Source organism: Bacillus xiapuensis (genome assembly GCF_002797355.1).
GTDB classification, from domain to species: Bacteria; Bacillota; Bacilli; order Bacillales; family Domibacillaceae; genus Bacillus_CE; species Bacillus_CE xiapuensis.
The window spans coordinates 198,602-216,239 of record NZ_KZ454939.1; the positions used below are offsets into that span (position 1 = coordinate 198,602).

Here is a 17,638-nt window from a genome sequence, read left to right on the forward strand (position 1 = left end):
GAGGCTATTCCATGACTAACGAAGAACTGCAGCATTTAGTAGAAGCGTTATCGGATGAGCTATTCGGTCTCCCTTTTCAGCATAAAGCGGTATTCAATCCCCGCTTAAGAACAACCGGCGGACGCTATTTGCTGCATTCCCATCATATAGAAATTAATAAAAAGTATTTAGATAAGCACGGCAAGCAAGAGTTAGCAGGGATTATTAAGCATGAACTCTGTCACTACCATCTCCATTTGCAAGGAAAAGGCTATAAACATAGAGATCGGGATTTTAAAGAACTAATGAAAAAAGTAGGTGCGCCAAGATTTTGTACACCATTAGCAGCAGAGACGCCCAGAAAGCAGAGAAAGATGCTCCTTTATGAGTGCAGGGATTGCCACCTCATCTACAAACGGCGGAGAAGAGTGAATACGGATCGATATGCGTGCGGTAAATGCGCTGGCAAGCTAACGTTAAAAGAAGAAAAGCTACAATGAAGTGAATCTTTCAACGGCGGGGAGCTTTCATTCCTCGCTGTTAAAAACAAGAACAAAGACTGACATCAAAGCGCCTTGCTGCTGTGACTTTGTCACCTGCACCGCGCAGGTCAGAATGAATCGAGCATGGAGGTGCCGTGATCTCCGGCTTAGCCTTTTTGTTCTTGAAGCGGTTATCCTTATATACGGGATAAACTAGAATAAGCGGTTGACATATTCTAAGTTTGCTGTTAACGTTATTGAGCAAGTCAAGTGAATAGAGATTCGAATGTTTTTTTTAATTTTGTTTAAAAAAGGTTGACTTGAACAATCCACCTTATTATAATATTAATTGTCGATAAGACGAACTGACTGTTCCGCAGTAGCTCAGTGGTAGAGCAATCGGCTGTTAACCGATCGGTCGCAAGTTCGAATCTTGCCTGCGGAGCCATTTTTTTGGGGAAGTACTCAAGAGGCTGAAGAGGCGCCCCTGCTAAGGGCGTAGGTCGGGTAACCGGCGCGAGGGTTCAAATCCCTCCTTCTCCGCCATTTAGTTAGTTAACATGGCCCGTTGGTCAAGTGGTTAAGACACCGCCCTTTCACGGCGGTAACACGGGTTCGAATCCCGTACGGGTCATCTGGAATGATTGGGCTATAGCCAAGCGGTAAGGCAGCGGATTTTGATTCCGTCATTCGAAGGTTCGAATCCTTCTAGCCCAGCCATCGATTGAGCCATTAGCTCAGTTGGTAGAGCATCTGACTTTTAATCAGAGGGTCGAAGGTTCGAGTCCTTCATGGCTCATTGCAAAGCGGGTGTGGCGGAACTGGCAGACGCACTAGACTTAGGATCTAGCGCCGCAAGGCGTGGGGGTTCGACTCCCTTCACCCGCATCGTTTTTTTAAAAAACCATTGCTTTTAAGATGGTCAAATGTTATAATATGATTCTGGTTAAGATGATCTTGCGGTCGTGGCGGAATGGCAGACGCGCTAGGTTGAGGGCCTAGTGGGGGAGACCCCGTGGAGGTTCAAGTCCTCTCGGCCGCATACACCACAAGCGCCCGTAGCTCAATTGGATAGAGCGTTTGACTACGGATCAAAAGGTTAGGGGTTCGACTCCTCTCGGGCGCGCCATAAATATGCAAAACAGCGGGAAGTAGCTCAGCTTGGTAGAGCACTTGGTTTGGGACCAAGGGGTCGCAGGTTCGAATCCTGTCTTCCCGACCATCTGATCATTCTGCGCGGGTGTAGTTTAATGGTAAAACCTCAGCCTTCCAAGCTGATGTCGTGGGTTCGATTCCCATCACCCGCTCCAATTTTGATTGATCCTTGAAAACTGAACAAAATAAACGTCAACGTTAATTCAATTTATTATTATGAGCTAAGCAAACAATCTTATCGGAGAGTTTGATCCTGGCTCAGGACGAACGCTGGCGGCGTGCCTAATACATGCAAGTCGAGCGGACTTAGCGGGAGCTTGCTCCTGCTTAAGTCAGCGGCGGACGGGTGAGTAACACGTGGGTAACCTGCCTGTAAGATGGGGATAACTCCGGGAAACCGGGGCTAATACCGGATAAGTTCTTTCTTCGCATGAAGGAAGATTGAAAGGCGGCTTCGGCTGCCGCTTACAGATGGACCCGCGGCGCATTAGCTAGTTGGTGAGGTAACGGCTCACCAAGGCGACGATGCGTAGCCGACCTGAGAGGGTGATCGGCCACACTGGGACTGAGACACGGCCCAGACTCCTACGGGAGGCAGCAGTAGGGAATCTTCCGCAATGGACGAAAGTCTGACGGAGCAACGCCGCGTGAGTGAAGAAGGTTTTCGGATCGTAAAGCTCTGTTGTCAGGGAAGAACAAGTGTCGGAGTAACTGCCGGCACCTTGACGGTACCTGACCAGAAAGCCACGGCTAACTACGTGCCAGCAGCCGCGGTAATACGTAGGTGGCAAGCGTTGTCCGGAATTATTGGGCGTAAAGCGCGCGCAGGCGGTCTTTTAAGTCTGATGTGAAAGCCCACGGCTCAACCGTGGAGGGTCATTGGAAACTGGAAGACTTGAGTGCAGAAGAGAAGAGCGGAATTCCACGTGTAGCGGTGAAATGCGTAGAGATGTGGAGGAACACCAGTGGCGAAGGCGGCTCTTTGGTCTGTAACTGACGCTGAGGCGCGAAAGCGTGGGGAGCGAACAGGATTAGATACCCTGGTAGTCCACGCCGTAAACGATGAGTGCTAAGTGTTGGAGGGTTTCCGCCCTTCAGTGCTGCAGCTAACGCATTAAGCACTCCGCCTGGGGAGTACGGCCGCAAGGCTGAAACTCAAAGGAATTGACGGGGGCCCGCACAAGCGGTGGAGCATGTGGTTTAATTCGAAGCAACGCGAAGAACCTTACCAGGTCTTGACATCCTCTGACCGCTCTGGAGACAGAGCTTTCCCCTTCGGGGGACAGAGTGACAGGTGGTGCATGGTTGTCGTCAGCTCGTGTCGTGAGATGTTGGGTTAAGTCCCGCAACGAGCGCAACCCTTGATCTTAGTTGCCAGCATTCAGTTGGGCACTCTAAGGTGACTGCCGGTGACAAACCGGAGGAAGGTGGGGATGACGTCAAATCATCATGCCCCTTATGACCTGGGCTACACACGTGCTACAATGGATGGTACAAAGGGCTGCAAGACCGCGAGGTTTAGCCAATCCCATAAAACCATTCTCAGTTCGGATTGCAGGCTGCAACTCGCCTGCATGAAGCCGGAATCGCTAGTAATCGCGGATCAGCATGCCGCGGTGAATACGTTCCCGGGCCTTGTACACACCGCCCGTCACACCACGAGAGTTTGCAACACCCGAAGTCGGTGGGGTAACCCTTACGGGAGCCAGCCGCCTAAGGTGGGGCAGATGATTGGGGTGAAGTCGTAACAAGGTAGCCGTATCGGAAGGTGCGGCTGGATCACCTCCTTTCTAAGGATAACGGAAAGTAAGAACGCTGTTCTTACTCCAACGAAACGTGACGTTTTATTTTGTTCAGTTTTGAAGGATGAATGCCTTCAAAAGATCAACATTGTTCTTTGAAAACTGGATAATATCGTATAAAGTAACCAAGCAATACCGAGTAATCGCCATTTTAGGTTAAGTTAGAAAGGGCGCACGGTGGATGCCTTGGCACTAGGAGCCGATGAAGGACGGGACTAACACCGATATGCTTCGGGGAGCTGTAAGTAAGCTTTGATCCGGAGATTTCCGAATGGGGAAACCCGCTGTTCGTAATGGAACAGCATCCCTGTCTGAATCCATAGGACAGGAGAAGGCACACCCGGGGAACTGAAACATCTCAGTACCTGGAGGAAGAGAAAGCAAACGCGATTCCCTGAGTAGCGGCGAGCGAAACGGGAACAGCCCAAACCAGAAGGCTTGCCTTCTGGGGTTGTAGGACACTCTATATGGAGTTACAAAAGAGCGGCATAAGCGAAGCGGTCTGGAAAGGCCCATCAGAGAAGGTAACAATCCTGTAGCTGAAATGCCTCTCTCTCCTGAGTGGATCCTGAGTACGGCGGAACACGTGAAATTCCGTCGGAATCCGGGAGGACCATCTCCCAAGGCTAAATACTCCCTAGTGACCGATAGTGAACCAGTACCGTGAGGGAAAGGTGAAAAGCACCCCGGAAGGGGAGTGAAAGAGATCCTGAAACCGTGTGCCTACAAGTAGTCAGAGCCCATTTATGGGTGATGGCGTGCCTTTTGTAGAATGAACCGGCGAGTTGCGATTTCATGCGAGGTTAAGCCGAGAAGGCGGAGCCGCAGCGAAAGCGAGTCTGAACAGGGCGAATGAGTATGAGGTCGCAGACCCGAAACCAGGTGATCTACCCATGTCCAGGGTGAAGGTAAGGTAACACTTACTGGAGGCCCGAACCCACGCACGTTGAAAAGTGCGGGGATGAGGTGTGGGTAGCGGTGAAATTCCAATCGAACCTGGAGATAGCTGGTTCTCTCCGAAATAGCTTTAGGGCTAGCCTCAAGGGAAGAGTCTTGGAGGTAGAGCACTGTTTGGACTAGGGGCCCCCATCGGGTTACCGAATTCAGACAAACTCCGAATGCCAAAGACTTATCCTTGGGAGTCAGACTGCGAGTGATAAGATCCGCAGTCAAGAGGGAAACAGCCCAGACCGCCAGCTAAGGTCCCCAAGTATACGTTAAGTGGAAAAGGATGTGGAGTTGCTTAGACAACCAGGATGTTGGCTTAGAAGCAGCCACCATTTAAAGAGTGCGTAATAGCTCACTGGTCGAGTGACTCTGCGCCGAAAATGTACCGGGGCTAAACGTATCACCGAAGCTGCGGATGGACACCAACCGGTGTCCGTGGTAGGAGAGCGTTCTAAGGGCGGAGAAGCCAGACCGGAAGGACTGGTGGAGCGCTTAGAAGTGAGAATGCCGGTATGAGTAGCGAAAGAAGGGTGAGAATCCCTTCCACCGAATGCCTAAGGTTTCCTGAGGAAGGCTCGTCCTCTCAGGGTTAGTCGGGACCTAAGCCGAGGCCGACAGGCGTAGGCGATGGAGAACAGGTTGATATTCCTGTACCACCTCTTTACCATTTGAGCAATGGGGGGACGCAGGAGGATAGGGCAAGCGCGCGGCTGGATATGCGCGTCCAAGCAGTTAGGCCGGTGACGAGGCAAATCCCGTCACCATACAGGCGGAGCTGTGACGGCGAGGGAAATAAAGTACCGAAGTTCCTGATTCCACACTGCCAAGAAAAGCCTCTAGCGAGGTAACAGGTGCCCGTACCGCAAACCGACACAGGTAGGCGAGGAGAGAATCCTAAGGTGAGCGAGTGAACTCTCGTTAAGGAACTCGGCAAAATGACCCCGTAACTTCGGGAGAAGGGGTGCTCTTTGAGGTGAATAGCCTCGAGGAGCCGCAGTGAATAGGCCCAGGCGACTGTTTAGCAAAAACACAGGTCTCTGCGAAGCCGTAAGGCGAAGTATAGGGGCTGACGCCTGCCCGGTGCTGGAAGGTTAAGGGGAGCGCTTAGCATTAGCGAAGGTGTGAACTGAAGCCCCAGTAAACGGCGGCCGTAACTATAACGGTCCTAAGGTAGCGAAATTCCTTGTCGGGTAAGTTCCGACCCGCACGAAAGGCGTAACGATCTGGGCACTGTCTCAACGAGAGACTCGGTGAAATTATAGTACCTGTGAAGATGCAGGTTACCCGCGACAGGACGGAAAGACCCCGTGGAGCTTTACTGCAGCCTGATATTGAATTTCGGCACAGCTTGTACAGGATAGGTAGGAGCCTTTGAAACCGGAGCGCCAGCTTCGGTGGAGGCGCTGGTGGGATACTACCCTGGCTGTGTTGAACTTCTAACCCGCACCCCTGATCGGGGTGGGAGACAGTGTCAGGCGGGCAGTTTGACTGGGGCGGTCGCCTCCTAAAAGGTAACGGAGGCGCCCAAAGGTTCCCTCAGAATGGTTGGAAATCATTCGCAGAGTGTAAAGGCACAAGGGAGCTTGACTGCGAGACCTACAAGTCGAGCAGGGACGAAAGTCGGGCTTAGTGATCCGGTGGTTCCGCATGGAAGGGCCATCGCTCAACGGATAAAAGCTACCCCGGGGATAACAGGCTTATCTCCCCCAAGAGTCCACATCGACGGGGAGGTTTGGCACCTCGATGTCGGCTCATCGCATCCTGGGGCTGTAGTCGGTCCCAAGGGTTGGGCTGTTCGCCCATTAAAGCGGTACGCGAGCTGGGTTCAGAACGTCGTGAGACAGTTCGGTCCCTATCCGTCGCGGGCGCAGGAAATTTGAGAGGAGCTGTCCTTAGTACGAGAGGACCGGGATGGACGCACCGCTGGTGTACCAGTTGTCTTGCCAAAGGCATCGCTGGGTAGCTATGTGCGGACGGGATAAGTGCTGAAAGCATCTAAGCATGAAGCCCCCCTCAAGATGAGATTTCCCATAGCGCAAGCTAGTAAGATCCCTGAAAGATGATCAGGTAGATAGGTTCGAGGTGGAAGCGTGGCGACACGTGAAGCTGACGAATACTAATCGATCGAGGACTTAACCAAAGAAAAGCGGAAGGCGCTCGTCCAGCGGCGACAAGCACAAGATCAGCTGACTGCAAGGTTGTTTTTGAACCTTGAAGACAGATGACCTTGTGACCTCGAGCCGCTAGCGCCTGCAGCTAGACAAAACGAAAAGCAGAAGGCACTCATTCAGTCCCTTCTGCTGGACAGCACAAACAATGGCACGGTTTGCCGGTTACTGAAACATATTATCCAGTTTTGAGAGAACAATTCTTTCAAACTTTATACAGTCTGGTGGCGATAGCGAAGAGGTCACACCCGTTCCCATCCCGAACACGGAAGTTAAGCTCTTCAGCGCCGATGGTAGTTGGGGGTTTCCCCCTGTGAGAGTAGGACGCTGCCAGGCTTGTTTTAATTTTTAATCACATCGTCGCGGGGTGGAGCAGTCTGGTAGCTCGTCGGGCTCATAACCCGAAGGTCGCAGGTTCAAATCCTGCTCCCGCAATCATTGGTCCGGTAGTTCAGTTGGTTAGAATGCCTGCCTGTCACGCAGGAGGTCGCGGGTTCGAGTCCCGTCCGGACCGCCATTTATAAAAAAGGCTAAGCAAACAAGGGATTCCCTTGTCTTCTTTTTTTATTAAACGATTTAGGCTATACTAGAATAAATACACTACCTTAGGATGGAATGAATCCTAAGGTTTTTTTACGATTGAAGGAATAAGGGAATGACAAATAAGATTAAGGGAGACTTGGCATGCATTCATTGACTTTTTCCACTAAGAGTGCTGAGCAGACCCAAGCGATAGCAGAAAGGCTGGCTCAGCTTTTACAACCGGGAGATGTCCTGCTGCTGGAAGGGGATTTAGGCGCAGGAAAAACAACCTTCACGAAAGGCCTGGCCAAAGGGCTTGGCGTAAGGCGCACCGTCAATAGCCCCACATTTACTATTATTAAAGAATATATGGGCAGGATGCCGCTTTATCATATGGATGTTTATCGAGTGCAGGACGGGGGAGAAGATCTTGGCTTTGATGAATATTTCTACGGAGAAGGCGTATGTGTAGTGGAATGGGCTCATTTAATTGAGGAACAGCTTCCGGCAGAATATTTAAAGGTCGTGCTATTACATAAAGGAAATGATGAGCGGCAGGTGGAATTAAAGCCTGTCGGTAGCAGATATGAACTTATGAGTAAGGAGTTAGTAAAATGAAGACTTTGGCGATTGATACCTCTACTTATACATTAGGGGCAGCGGTTTTGGATGGGGAGCAAACAATTGGAGAATATATAACAAACTTAAAGAAAAATCACTCATTAAGAGCCATGCCAGCTATCGATTTGCTTCTGAAGGAGTGTGAATTAAAGCCAGCGGATCTTGATAAGATCGTCGTTGCCAAAGGTCCGGGATCGTATACAGGCGTGCGGATTGGTGTGACGATTGCGAAAACATTGGCCTGGTCGCTAGGGATTCCTTTATCCGGCATTTCCAGCCTGGCGGCGTTAGCGGCTTCCGCCAAGTTGTACCCTTCTTATATCAGTCCTTTGTTTGATGCGAGAAGAGGAAGGGTCTACACAGGCTTATACCGTTTTGAAAACGGGCAATTGATCACCGTGAAAAACGATCAAAATTTACTGCTTGCAGACTGGTGTCAAGAGCTGAAAGCAATCAAAGAACCGGTGCTGTTTGCAGGCAAAGATGTGACCCTGCATGAAGCAGCCATAAAACAAATCATGGGAGAACAGGCCGTTATAGGCGATAGGAGTATGTATGATTCCCGTCCTTCAGAATTAGGCAGATTAGGCATGAACGCTCCTGCGGAAGATGTCCATGCGTTTGTTCCTAATTATATTCGTCTCGCTGAAGCGGAAGCCAAGTGGCTGGAAGCGCAAGAAGGGCAAGATCAGCACAATGGATAATCTGCGCATTCGCACGATGACGACAAAGGATATTGAAAAAGTATATGAAATCGAGCAGAGCAGCTTTTCTATCCCGTGGACAAAAGATACCTTTTACAATGAGATGGAAAAAAATGCGTTTGCTTTGTACCATGTGGCAGAATGGAAAGGGCAATTAATCGGCTATTGCGGCATGTGGCTTGTATTGGATGAGTCCCAGATAACGAATATTGCGGTATTGCCGGATTTTAGAGGAAAAGGGTTTGGTGAAAAGCTGCTTGTGCATGTAATGAAGACGGCACGGGAAAAAGGGGCGGCCACGATGTCGCTGGAAGTTCGAATAAGTAATAAGCCAGCTCAAAGCCTGTATAAAAAATTAGGCTTTCAGCCGGGCGGCATTCGAAAAAATTACTATTCTGATAATCAGGAAGACGCATTAGTAATGTGGGTGAGGTTATGATGAAAAAAGATATGTATATATTGGGATTGGAAACAAGCTGCGATGAAACCGCAGCAGCCATATTGAAAAACGGCAGAGAAATTGTTGCAAATGTCGTTTCATCGCAAATTGAAAGCCACAAGCGATTTGGCGGTGTCGTGCCTGAGGTGGCGTCCCGTCATCACGTTGAGGAAATAACTTTCGTTTTAGAAGAAACCTTCAAACAAGCAGGGATGTCTGCCAGCGATTTAGATGCCATCGCCGTGACGAAAGGCCCCGGCTTAGTCGGATCACTTTTGATTGGTGTGAATGCCGCAAAAGCGATGGCTTTTGCCCATGGTCTTCCTCTTGTAGGGGTGCATCATATTGCAGGCCATATCTATGCCAATCGCATTGTGAAGGAGATGGCCTTTCCTTTGCTGTCTCTTGTTGTATCAGGCGGGCATACGGAGCTGGTGCTAATGAGAGAACATGGCTCGTTTGAAGTAATCGGAGAGACGAGAGATGATGCCGCAGGTGAAGCTTATGATAAGGTGGCCCGCACCTTAGACCTGCCTTATCCGGGCGGCCCTCATATAGATCGGCTGGCTAAGGAAGGGGAGGCAACCATTCCTTTTCCAAGAGCATGGCTGGAGGAAGAATCCTATGATTTCAGCTTTAGCGGGCTAAAGTCTGCGGTCATTAACACACTTCATAATGCCAACCAGCGCGGAGAAGTATTTAAGAAGGAAGACGTGGCAGCAAGTTTCCAACAAAGCGTAATTGAAGTGCTGACGGTGAAGACAATGAGGGCGGCGCAGCAATTCCAAGTGAAGCAAGTGCTGCTGTCGGGGGGAGTAGCAGCTAACCAGGGCTTAAGAAAGGCACTTGAAGAGCAGTTTGCGGATCATCCGGATATGGAATTAATCATTCCTCCGCTGCAGCTATGTACAGACAATGCAGCCATGATCGCTGCGGCCGGCACTGTCCTGTTTGAAAAGGGGAAGCGAGATGGCCTTGATATGAACGGTTATCCAGGATTAGATATTGAACAATTTTGATCGGTGAAAGCGGGTTTCTGATAGGTCGGTGTATCGGCTTGGAGAAACCCGCTTCTTGATTTGGAGAGAGAAAATCCCGGAGGAAGACAGATGCTTCGCTTTCAGCATGTGCACAACTTGTGAATAAATTGTGCATTAACGCAAATACCCTGTTGAAAAAAGGGGGATAAGCTTTATTTGACTATGTGAGTAATGTGGATAAAATTGCGCGTCTTTGTGGATAAAGTGGATAAGTTTGTTTATAGCTATGAAATCAAGGAGTATATTGGGGATGAAAATGTGGATAAAAAGCGCAGAAACAACTTAAGTTTCTACGCGTATAGCCCGCTAATTTTGCAGCTGCTCCCACTCTTCCATTAATTGTTCTACTTCCTTTTGATGGTTTTCCAATTCTTCGTTGAGCTGGAAGGATTTTTCGTGGTCTTGAAAGATTTCTGGCTGGCAAAGCAGTTCCTGCGCTTTTGCAATGGCAGATTCAAGGTCGTCTATTTTTTGCTCGATTTCCTCTATTCTCCGCCGTCTTTGCCGTTCCGCTCTCTTTTGCTCTTTTTCTATATAGTAATTGGAAGCATCAGATGTCGCAGCTTCTTTCTTCGCTGAATCATCCGTGCCGCCGTTGTATTCCGCCAGTTCCTGCTGTCTTTGCTTTTTCTCCACATAATAATCATAGTCTCCAAGGTATTCTGTGAAGCCGTCAGCTTGTAATTCCAATACTTTAGAAGCGAGGCGATTGATGAAGTAACGGTCATGAGAGACAAATAATATCGTGCCCGGATAATCAATTAAGGCGTTTTCCAATATTTCTTTGCTGTCTAAGTCAAGATGGTTGGTCGGCTCGTCCAGAATGAGGAGGTTAGCCTTCTGCATCATCAGCTTCGCGAGGGAGAGACGGGCCTTTTCACCGCCGCTTAAAGCGGAGACGGGCTTTAATACATCATCGCCTGAAAAAAGAAAATTGCCTAGAATGGTGCGGATCTTCTTTTCAGGCATTGTAGGATAGTCATCCCACAGTTCATGCAAAACGGTTTTATTCGATGACAGGTTGGCTTGTTCTTGATCGTAATAGCCGATAGATATATTGGTTCCTAACGTAAATTGGCCGTCCAGCGGCTTTAGGCGGTTCACAATAGTTTTTAGGAAGGTTGATTTCCCGGCGCCGTTTGGACCGACAATGGCTACGCTTTCCTGTCTTGTAATAAACGCATTTAATTGCTCAGCAATGGGGTTATTTGGATACCCGATTGTGAGGTCATTGACTTTCAATACCTCGTAGCCGCTTTGTTTTTCTATATCGAAAGCGAATTGGGCAGATTTCTCATCGCCATCGGGGCGTTCCATCCGTTCCATGCGCTGCAGCTGCTTACGGCGGCTTTGGGCCCGCTTCGTCGTGGAAGCACGGGCAATATTGCGCTGAATGAAATCTTCCAGCTTGGTCACTTGCTCCTGCTGCTTTTCGAATTGTTTCATCTCTTTTTCAAATTGCTCCTGTTTTTGGACTAAATATTGGCTGTAGTTGCCGTGATATTTTTTGATTTTATGCCGGGAGACTTCATACACTTGTGTGACGACTTTGTCCAGAAAATAACGGTCATGAGAGACGATCACAATTGCGCCGCTGTAGTTTTGCAAATATTGCTCAAGCCAAGCAAGGGTACGGATGTCTAAATGGTTGGTCGGCTCGTCCAAAATCAAAATATCCGGCTTCGTTAACAGCAGCTTTCCTAAAGCCAGCCGGGTTTTCTGACCGCCGCTTAATGTGGAGATTTTTGCAGAATCCTCATAATCATGAAAGTTTAAGCCATGCAGAACCGAACGGATATCGGCTTCGTACTGATAGCCGCCAAGCTCTTTAAACTTATTTTGCAGCAGGTCATACTCGGCCATTATTTTATTATAGCGAGCGGTATTTTCATATATAGCAGGGTCCGCCATTTGGGCTTCAAGCTGGCGAAGGGATTGTTCCATTTTCTGCAAGTGAGAAAAAACCGTCAGCATTTCTTCCCGAATGGACAAGTCGGATTCCAGACCGGTATTTTGAGCTAAATACCCGATGGAGACATCCTTCGGTTTCATTATTTCTCCGGAATCGTAAGACAATTGGCCGGCAATGATTTTTAACAGAGTGGATTTCCCGGCACCGTTTCTGCCGACAAGAGCGATCCGGTCTTTTGTTTGTACTTCCAACTTTATATTAGATAAAATAAGTTCAGCGCCGAAGTGTTTTGTAAGCTGTTGAACTTGTAGCAAAATCATCCTATTCACCTCTTTTTCAGTGTATCCCATTCTACAGACAGGGGCAATTGTCTAAGAGCAAGAAGGTGAGGTTGTGAAAAGACAGACAAAGTTAAAAGACAAGAACCATAAAATATTGTATGATGAAACAAGAGAGAAACAGAATGGAAGCGTTAACAAAGTGTTGTTAGTAAAGGGGGATAGATAATGAGTCAGGATACAATGAAAATTCCGCAGGCCACAGCCAAGCGTTTGCCGCTGTATTATCGTTTTATTCAAAACCTGCATGCTTCCGGCAAACAGCGGGTATCTTCGGCGGAATTAAGTGAAGCCGTGAAGGTAGATTCCGCTACAATCCGCCGTGATTTTTCTTATTTTGGCGCGCTTGGCAAAAAAGGCTATGGATATAATGTCGGCCATTTGCTCTCCTTTTTTCGAAAAGCATTAGATCAGGATGAAGTAACAAATGTTGCGTTAATTGGAGTTGGCAATCTGGGCACTGCTTTTTTGAATTATAATTTCATGAAGAACAATAATACAAAAATTAAAATGGCGTTTGATGTCGATCCAGAGAAAGTCGGAACCTCGATTGGAGAAGTGCCCATTTATCATTTAGATGAATTGGAAAAGCAGCTGACATCAGCGAGTGTGCAAGTAGCGATTTTGACCGTACCTTCATCCGCAGCCCAGAGTATAACGGACAGGCTGGCGGCCTCTAACATTAAGGGCTTGCTTAACTTTACACCTGCAAGGTTAAGTGTGCCGGCCGCTATTCGTGTGCATCATATTGATCTGGCGGTTGAATTGCAATCGTTAGTCTACTTTTTAAAAAATTATTCGGACTCGCCGGAAGAAAAGTCACAATAGCATTATGGAGGAAAATGGGCTATGATGAAGGAAGGGAGGTGCTCGAACGATGCCAATGGTAGGTATAGGCAGCATTATATTGATTGCAATAGCTGCATTATTAATATTCGGACCGAAAAAACTTCCTGAACTTGGACGTGCAGCTGGAGACACACTGAAAGAATTTAAGCATGCGACTAGAGGACTGGCTGATGACAAGTCAGCGGGCCCTAAAGATCCTCAGTAATGTAAGGATGAATGAACATGAGTCGACAAGACATGACGATAGCTGAACACATTGGTGAACTGAGAAAACGGCTCATACTAGTAGTCGCTTTCTTCTTCTTTGCTATGGTTGCCGGATTTTTCCTGGCTGAACCGCTTATTCGTTATTTGCAGCATGCTGACGAAGCAAAAGAATTAACGATGAATGCATTTCGGGTAACCGATCCGTTAAAGATTTATTTTCAAGTGGCTTTCGTGATTGGCGTTATTCTGACCTCGCCAGTGATTCTTTATCAGCTGTGGGCATTCATCAGTCCGGGACTGCTTGATAAAGAGAGAAAGGTCACATTAAGCTACATCCCCATATCTGTATTGCTTTTTCTAGCAGGACTCTCGTTCTCGTACTTCATTTTATTTCCTTACATTATTCATTTCATGGTGAATCTATCAGGGGAATTGAACATTGAACAAGTGATCGGGATTAATGAATATTTTCAGTTTCTGTTTCAAATCACCATTCCTTTTGGTTTTCTTTTTCAATTGCCGGTTGTGACGCTGTTCTTTACAAGACTGGGTCTGATCACACCTCTGTTTCTTTCGAAGATCCGCCGCTACGCTTATTTTGCGCTGCTGGTCATCGCCGCTCTGATTACGCCGCCAGATGTCATGTCGCATTTAATGGTGACTGTTCCGCTGTTCATTCTTTATGAAATCAGCATCTGGATTTCGAAAATTGGCTATAAGAAAGCCCAAGCGGCAGAACGGGAAGCAGAAATACATCAATAAAAGGCTGCCCATAGAAGAGCTGTCCCCATGTTGGCAAAAGGGGCAGCCCTCAGTGGAGCAGCCTTATTTTTTTGGTTTATTTTTGAAACGAAAATGCATAAAGACTAATCGAATGCCTGTACCGATATCCATTGTTGCCAATAAAATAAACAAATAAGCAAAGAAGCCAAAATCGCCGTTTGAATTAACATTTTCAACGGCGAGGTAAGTAAATAAAACGCCGGCAAGCAAATAAAAGATCCCGGTTTTAAGTGGTGACTGAGTCATGAAATTCCTCCAAACTAAATACCGCTTCAGCTGCGGTTACTAAAAAAGCAAGTTGATGAAGCTAGGCAGCTGTCCCGATTCTCTCATCATCCTTTCTATATCATCCTTCAAAACGTATTGCATCAAGACGACCAGTGAATTCATAGATACGTGAGCAAAGATGGGAACAATCAGCCTTTTGGTTTTTACATAAAGAAAAGAAAAGGTAAAGCCCATCGCAGTGTACAATATCACATGTTCAAAATCCATATGAGCAAGCGAGAAAACTAAAGAGCTGATCAGTGCGGACACACTAAATGAAAACTTCTCATAAAGACTCCCAAATAAGATTTTGCGAAATACAATCTCTTCCAGGATGGGTCCGATTAATCCTACTGCAATCATGGTCGCCGGTACCATTTCTATGACCTTAATAATGGTTTTCGTATTTTCTGACCCTGGTTTAATACCGATTAACGATTCAACGCCAACAGCGACAATTTGAGCGGCAAATGCCAGAAACACACCGGAAACAGCCCAGAATACAGAAAGGCTTACAGATAAAGGTTCCATTCTTTCCAGGCGGTTGTGGCGAGTTTTCCGCAAAATAAATAGAATAATCAGGAGAGCCGCAGAGAAGCTGATGACAATCCAGACGCCGGGAACGAGTGCCTTCATTCTTTGCGCTTCCACGCCAAAGGCAACTCCGGCCTTATATACGAGCGGGCCGGCAATGATGCCCGACAGCTGCATCACAAGGTAAACGATGAGTATGTAGATGTATTCTTTTCTCAACTGATAGGTGCTCCTTTATCCAAAAGTCATTTAAGGACATTTTACTAATAAAAAGACAGGGATTCAAACGGTAGGATTGAAAGCTTCATGCGGCTCGAAGGAATCTTAGAAAAAATGATGCTTCACTCTTGCAAAAGCTTCGCTTATTCATTATTATAATAAATGTGTTAGCACTCGAAGCGATAGAGTGCTAATGTATAAAAGATTACATATATTATGAGGAGGTTGTTTCACTTGTTAAAACCACTAGGTGATCGCGTTGTCATTGAGCTAGTAGAATCTGAAGAGAAAACAGCTAGCGGAATTGTATTACCAGATTCAGCAAAGGAAAAACCACAAGAAGGCAAGGTTGTAGCGGTTGGTACAGGCCGTGTTCTTGACAGTGGTGAGCGCGTGGCTCCTGAAGTAGCTGTTGGCGACCGTATTATTTTCTCTAAATATGCTGGTACAGAAGTGAAATACCAAGGCAATGAATACTTACTCCTTCGTGAAAGCGATATTCTAGCTATCATCGGAGAATAATGAACGATAAACATAGCAAGAACGATTAATCAATAATTAAGGAGGTTTTTCATAATGGCAAAAGAAATCAAATTTAGCGAAGACGCACGCCGCGCAATGCTTAACGGGGTAGACCAATTAGCAAATGCAGTGAAAGTAACTCTTGGACCAAAAGGACGCAATGTGGTGCTTGAGAAGAAATTCGGCTCTCCTTTAATCACAAATGACGGTGTAACCATCGCCAAAGAAATCGAGCTTGAAGATGCATTCGAAAACATGGGTGCGAAGCTTGTAGCAGAAGTCGCAAGCAAAACGAACGACGTAGCCGGTGACGGTACGACAACAGCTACTGTTCTAGCACAAGCGATGATTCGCGAAGGCTTGAAAAACGTGACAGCTGGCGCCAACCCAGTGGGCGTTCGCAAAGGAATGGATAAAGCCGTTCAAGCGGCAGTGGAAGCGCTGAAAGAAATTTCCAAACCAATTGAAGGAAAAGATTCCATCGCTCAAGTGGCAGCGATCTCTTCTGCTGACGAAGAAGTAGGTCAATTAATCGCTGAAGCTATGGAGCGCGTGGGCAACGATGGAGTCATTACAATCGAAGAATCTAAAGGCTTCACAACGGAGCTGGATGTGGTTGAAGGTATGCAATTCGACCGCGGCTATGCTTCTCCTTACATGATCACGGATTCTGATAAAATGGAAGCCGTTCTTGAAAACCCATATATCTTAATCACAGACAAGAAAATCACAAGCATCCAGGAAGTTCTTCCTGTCCTAGAGCAAGTGGTTCAACAATCTAAACCGCTTCTATTGATCGCTGAAGACGTGGAAGGTGAAGCGCTGGCTACATTAGTAGTGAACAAACTTCGCGGAACCTTCAATGCCGTAGCGGTGAAAGCTCCTGGATTCGGTGACCGCCGCAAAGCAATGCTTGAAGACATCGCTGTTCTAACTGGCGGTGAAGTAATCACTGAAGATTTAGGATTGGATCTTAAATCCGCTAACATTTCTCAACTAGGACGCGCAGCGAAAGTAGTGGTTACGAAAGAAAACACAACAATCGTGGAAGGCGCTGGCGATTCTTCTCAAATCGAAGCGCGTGTGAACCAAATCCGCGCTCAATTAGAAGAAACTACTTCTGAGTTTGACCGTGAGAAATTACAAGAGCGCTTAGCTAAATTAGCTGGCGGTGTAGCTGTGATCAAGGTTGGAGCGGCTACAGAAACGGAACTGAAAGAACGCAAGCTTCGCATTGAAGATGCCTTGAACGCCACTCGTGCGGCTGTTGAAGAAGGAATCGTATCCGGCGGCGGTACTGCACTAGTGAACGTATACAACAAAGTATCTGAAATCCAAGCAGAAGGCGACATTGCAACTGGTGTGAACATCGTTCTTCGCGCATTAGAAGAACCAATTCGCCAAATCGCCATCAACGCTGGACTTGAAGGCTCTGTCATCGTTGAACGCCTAAAACGCGAAGAAATCGGCATTGGCTTCAACGCAGCAACTGGCGAATGGGTCAACATGATCGAAACAGGCATCGTCGACCCAACGAAAGTAACACGTTCTGCTCTCCAAAACGCCGCATCCGTTGCTTCCATGTTCCTAACTACAGAAGCCGTAGTGGCTGACAAGCCAGAAGAAAACGCTGGCGGCGGAATGCCTGACATGGGCGGAATGGGCGGAATGGGCGGCATGATGTAATTCAGCCTGTTCCCCCCTTGATATCAAAGGAGTTTTTGAATAACTCCTTTGATAGGGTGACAAAATCATAAATTTTGATTTTGATGAAATGAGGTCATTCATCGCATGTTTTGTTGCGGTGGAGGCCTCTTTTTCATTTTTTTTGTAACATGTGAATAAATGTCGCCGTCAAGATGAAATGGTTCTTACGCAATTTTGGTGAACAAGCCTGAGTATATGTATAGTTACTTTCCATTGTTATTTCGATATATCATTAGGGCTGATACAGTACACGCTTTTCCAGTAAATCAGGATTCGCCCGTCCATACATCATGCGTTTGGAAATTTGAGTCGATTGATGTGTCCTTCTAGTAGACCGTTGTGAAATGGCATCGTCAACGCATTCTTTACAGCACTTAAGTCTTTGCGAATCCCTTTGCTGTGGGAATGGAGCGGTGAATGCTTATTAGACAATTGAGCGG

Annotated in this window: 13 protein-coding genes, 12 tRNA genes and 3 rRNA genes; 25 read left to right on the plus strand and 3 right to left on the minus strand. The window is 47.3% G+C overall.

Features of this window, described 5'->3' with window-relative positions:
* The first annotated feature begins 11 nt into the window (after positions 1-11).
* The 20 genes from CEF20_RS00985 (at position 12) to tsaD (ending at position 9,839) form a co-directional block, all read left to right on the plus strand.
* Positions 12-479, plus strand: a complete 468-nt coding sequence (locus CEF20_RS00985) for a SprT family protein (RefSeq protein ID WP_100330103.1) — start codon at positions 12-14, stop codon at positions 477-479.
* A 355-nt stretch (positions 480-834) separates the two neighbouring features.
* Positions 835-909: transfer RNA gene (locus CEF20_RS00990), tRNA-Asn, on the plus strand.
* Between the two features lie 7 nt (positions 910-916).
* A tRNA-Ser gene (locus tag CEF20_RS00995) sits at positions 917-1,007 on the plus strand.
* Positions 1,008-1,023: 16 nt separating this feature from the next.
* Positions 1,024-1,095 (plus strand) — tRNA-Glu (locus tag CEF20_RS01000).
* A gap of 11 nt (positions 1,096-1,106) precedes the next feature.
* Positions 1,107-1,181: transfer RNA gene (locus CEF20_RS01005), tRNA-Gln, on the plus strand.
* 6 nt (positions 1,182-1,187) lie between these two features.
* Positions 1,188-1,260 (plus strand) — tRNA-Lys (locus CEF20_RS01010).
* A gap of 7 nt (positions 1,261-1,267) precedes the next feature.
* Positions 1,268-1,349: transfer RNA gene (locus tag CEF20_RS01015), tRNA-Leu, on the plus strand.
* 71 nt (positions 1,350-1,420) lie between these two features.
* Positions 1,421-1,503 (plus strand) — tRNA-Leu (locus CEF20_RS01020).
* Positions 1,504-1,513: 10 nt separating this feature from the next.
* Positions 1,514-1,590: transfer RNA gene (locus CEF20_RS01025), tRNA-Arg, on the plus strand.
* A 16-nt stretch (positions 1,591-1,606) separates the two neighbouring features.
* Positions 1,607-1,683 (plus strand) — tRNA-Pro (locus CEF20_RS01030).
* Positions 1,684-1,697: 14 nt separating this feature from the next.
* Positions 1,698-1,771, plus strand: a tRNA-Gly gene (locus tag CEF20_RS01035).
* 80 nt (positions 1,772-1,851) lie between these two features.
* Positions 1,852-3,406, plus strand: a 16S ribosomal RNA gene (locus tag CEF20_RS01040).
* Between the two features lie 166 nt (positions 3,407-3,572).
* Positions 3,573-6,506, plus strand: a 23S ribosomal RNA gene (locus tag CEF20_RS01045).
* Between the two features lie 248 nt (positions 6,507-6,754).
* A 5S ribosomal RNA gene (rrf, locus tag CEF20_RS01050) occupies positions 6,755-6,870 on the plus strand.
* The 16S, 23S and 5S rRNA genes sit together here with 12 tRNA genes alongside, the layout of an rRNA operon.
* Positions 6,871-6,895: 25 nt before the next feature.
* Positions 6,896-6,969 (plus strand) — tRNA-Met (locus tag CEF20_RS01055).
* 5 nt (positions 6,970-6,974) lie between these two features.
* Positions 6,975-7,051, plus strand: a tRNA-Asp gene (locus CEF20_RS01060).
* 167 nt (positions 7,052-7,218) lie between these two features.
* Entirely contained in the window at positions 7,219-7,674 is a 456-nt protein-coding gene (gene tsaE, locus CEF20_RS01065; protein ID WP_100330104.1) for a tRNA (adenosine(37)-N6)-threonylcarbamoyltransferase complex ATPase subunit type 1 TsaE, read from the plus strand.
* The gene (tsaB, locus tag CEF20_RS01070; protein ID WP_100330105.1) at positions 7,671-8,381 is read left to right on the plus strand and encodes a tRNA (adenosine(37)-N6)-threonylcarbamoyltransferase complex dimerization subunit type 1 TsaB; all 711 of its coding nucleotides are present in this window, start codon (positions 7,671-7,673) and stop codon (positions 8,379-8,381) included. The genes tsaE and tsaB overlap by 4 nt, the downstream gene beginning before the upstream one ends.
* Positions 8,374-8,820, plus strand: coding sequence for a ribosomal protein S18-alanine N-acetyltransferase (gene rimI / locus CEF20_RS01075; RefSeq protein ID WP_100330106.1), 447 nt, complete (start codon positions 8,374-8,376; stop codon positions 8,818-8,820). Before tsaB ends, rimI begins: the two co-directional genes overlap by 8 nt.
* A complete protein-coding gene (gene tsaD, locus CEF20_RS01080; RefSeq protein ID WP_100331958.1) occupies positions 8,820-9,839 on the plus strand; it encodes a tRNA (adenosine(37)-N6)-threonylcarbamoyltransferase complex transferase subunit TsaD in 1,020 nt (339 codons plus the stop codon). The genes rimI and tsaD overlap by 1 nt, the downstream gene beginning before the upstream one ends.
* 327 nt (positions 9,840-10,166) lie before the next feature.
* Here tsaD and CEF20_RS01085 read toward each other — a convergent pair whose 3' ends face one another.
* Positions 10,167-12,092 carry an ABC-F family ATP-binding cassette domain-containing protein gene (locus CEF20_RS01085; protein ID WP_100330107.1) on the minus strand — a complete coding sequence of 642 codons (1,926 nt, stop codon included), beginning with the start codon at positions 12,090-12,092 and terminating at the stop codon, positions 10,167-10,169.
* Between the two features lie 186 nt (positions 12,093-12,278).
* On the opposite strand from CEF20_RS01085, the gene CEF20_RS01090 reads away from it, so the two are divergent.
* Genes CEF20_RS01090 through tatC form a run of 3 tightly spaced genes read left to right on the plus strand, consistent with a single transcriptional unit; the run spans position 12,279 to position 13,928 of the window.
* Entirely contained in the window at positions 12,279-12,938 is a 660-nt protein-coding gene (locus tag CEF20_RS01090; RefSeq protein ID WP_100330108.1) for a redox-sensing transcriptional repressor Rex, read from the plus strand.
* A 49-nt stretch (positions 12,939-12,987) separates the two neighbouring features.
* Positions 12,988-13,164: a twin-arginine translocase TatA/TatE family subunit gene (gene tatA, locus CEF20_RS01095; protein WP_408607775.1), complete on the plus strand. Its 177-nt coding sequence runs from the start codon at positions 12,988-12,990 to the stop codon at positions 13,162-13,164.
* 17 nt (positions 13,165-13,181) lie between these two features.
* Complete coding sequence (tatC, locus tag CEF20_RS01100; protein ID WP_100330109.1) at positions 13,182-13,928, plus strand: twin-arginine translocase subunit TatC; 747 nt, start codon at positions 13,182-13,184, stop codon at positions 13,926-13,928.
* A 63-nt stretch (positions 13,929-13,991) separates the two neighbouring features.
* Here the strand turns inward: tatC and CEF20_RS01105 are convergent, their stop codons facing one another.
* Both CEF20_RS01105 and CEF20_RS01110 read right to left on the minus strand, forming a co-directional pair.
* Entirely contained in the window at positions 13,992-14,195 is a 204-nt protein-coding gene (locus CEF20_RS01105) for a YdiK family protein (RefSeq protein WP_100330110.1), read from the minus strand.
* Between the two features lie 39 nt (positions 14,196-14,234).
* Positions 14,235-14,969, minus strand: coding sequence for a CPBP family intramembrane glutamic endopeptidase (locus CEF20_RS01110; RefSeq protein ID WP_100330111.1), 735 nt, complete (start codon positions 14,967-14,969; stop codon positions 14,235-14,237).
* Positions 14,970-15,203: 234 nt separating this feature from the next.
* Here CEF20_RS01110 and groES point away from each other — a divergent pair, with 234 nt between their 5' ends.
* Together groES and groL are read left to right on the plus strand one after the other, a co-directional pair.
* A complete protein-coding gene (gene groES / locus CEF20_RS01115) occupies positions 15,204-15,491 on the plus strand; it encodes a co-chaperone GroES (RefSeq protein WP_100330112.1) in 288 nt (95 codons plus the stop codon).
* Positions 15,492-15,545: 54 nt separating this feature from the next.
* Positions 15,546-17,177 (plus strand): chaperonin GroEL, encoded by a 1,632-nt coding sequence (gene groL, locus CEF20_RS01120; RefSeq protein ID WP_100330113.1) that lies wholly within the window; start codon positions 15,546-15,548, stop codon positions 17,175-17,177.
* The last annotated feature ends 461 nt before the right edge of the window (positions 17,178-17,638 follow it).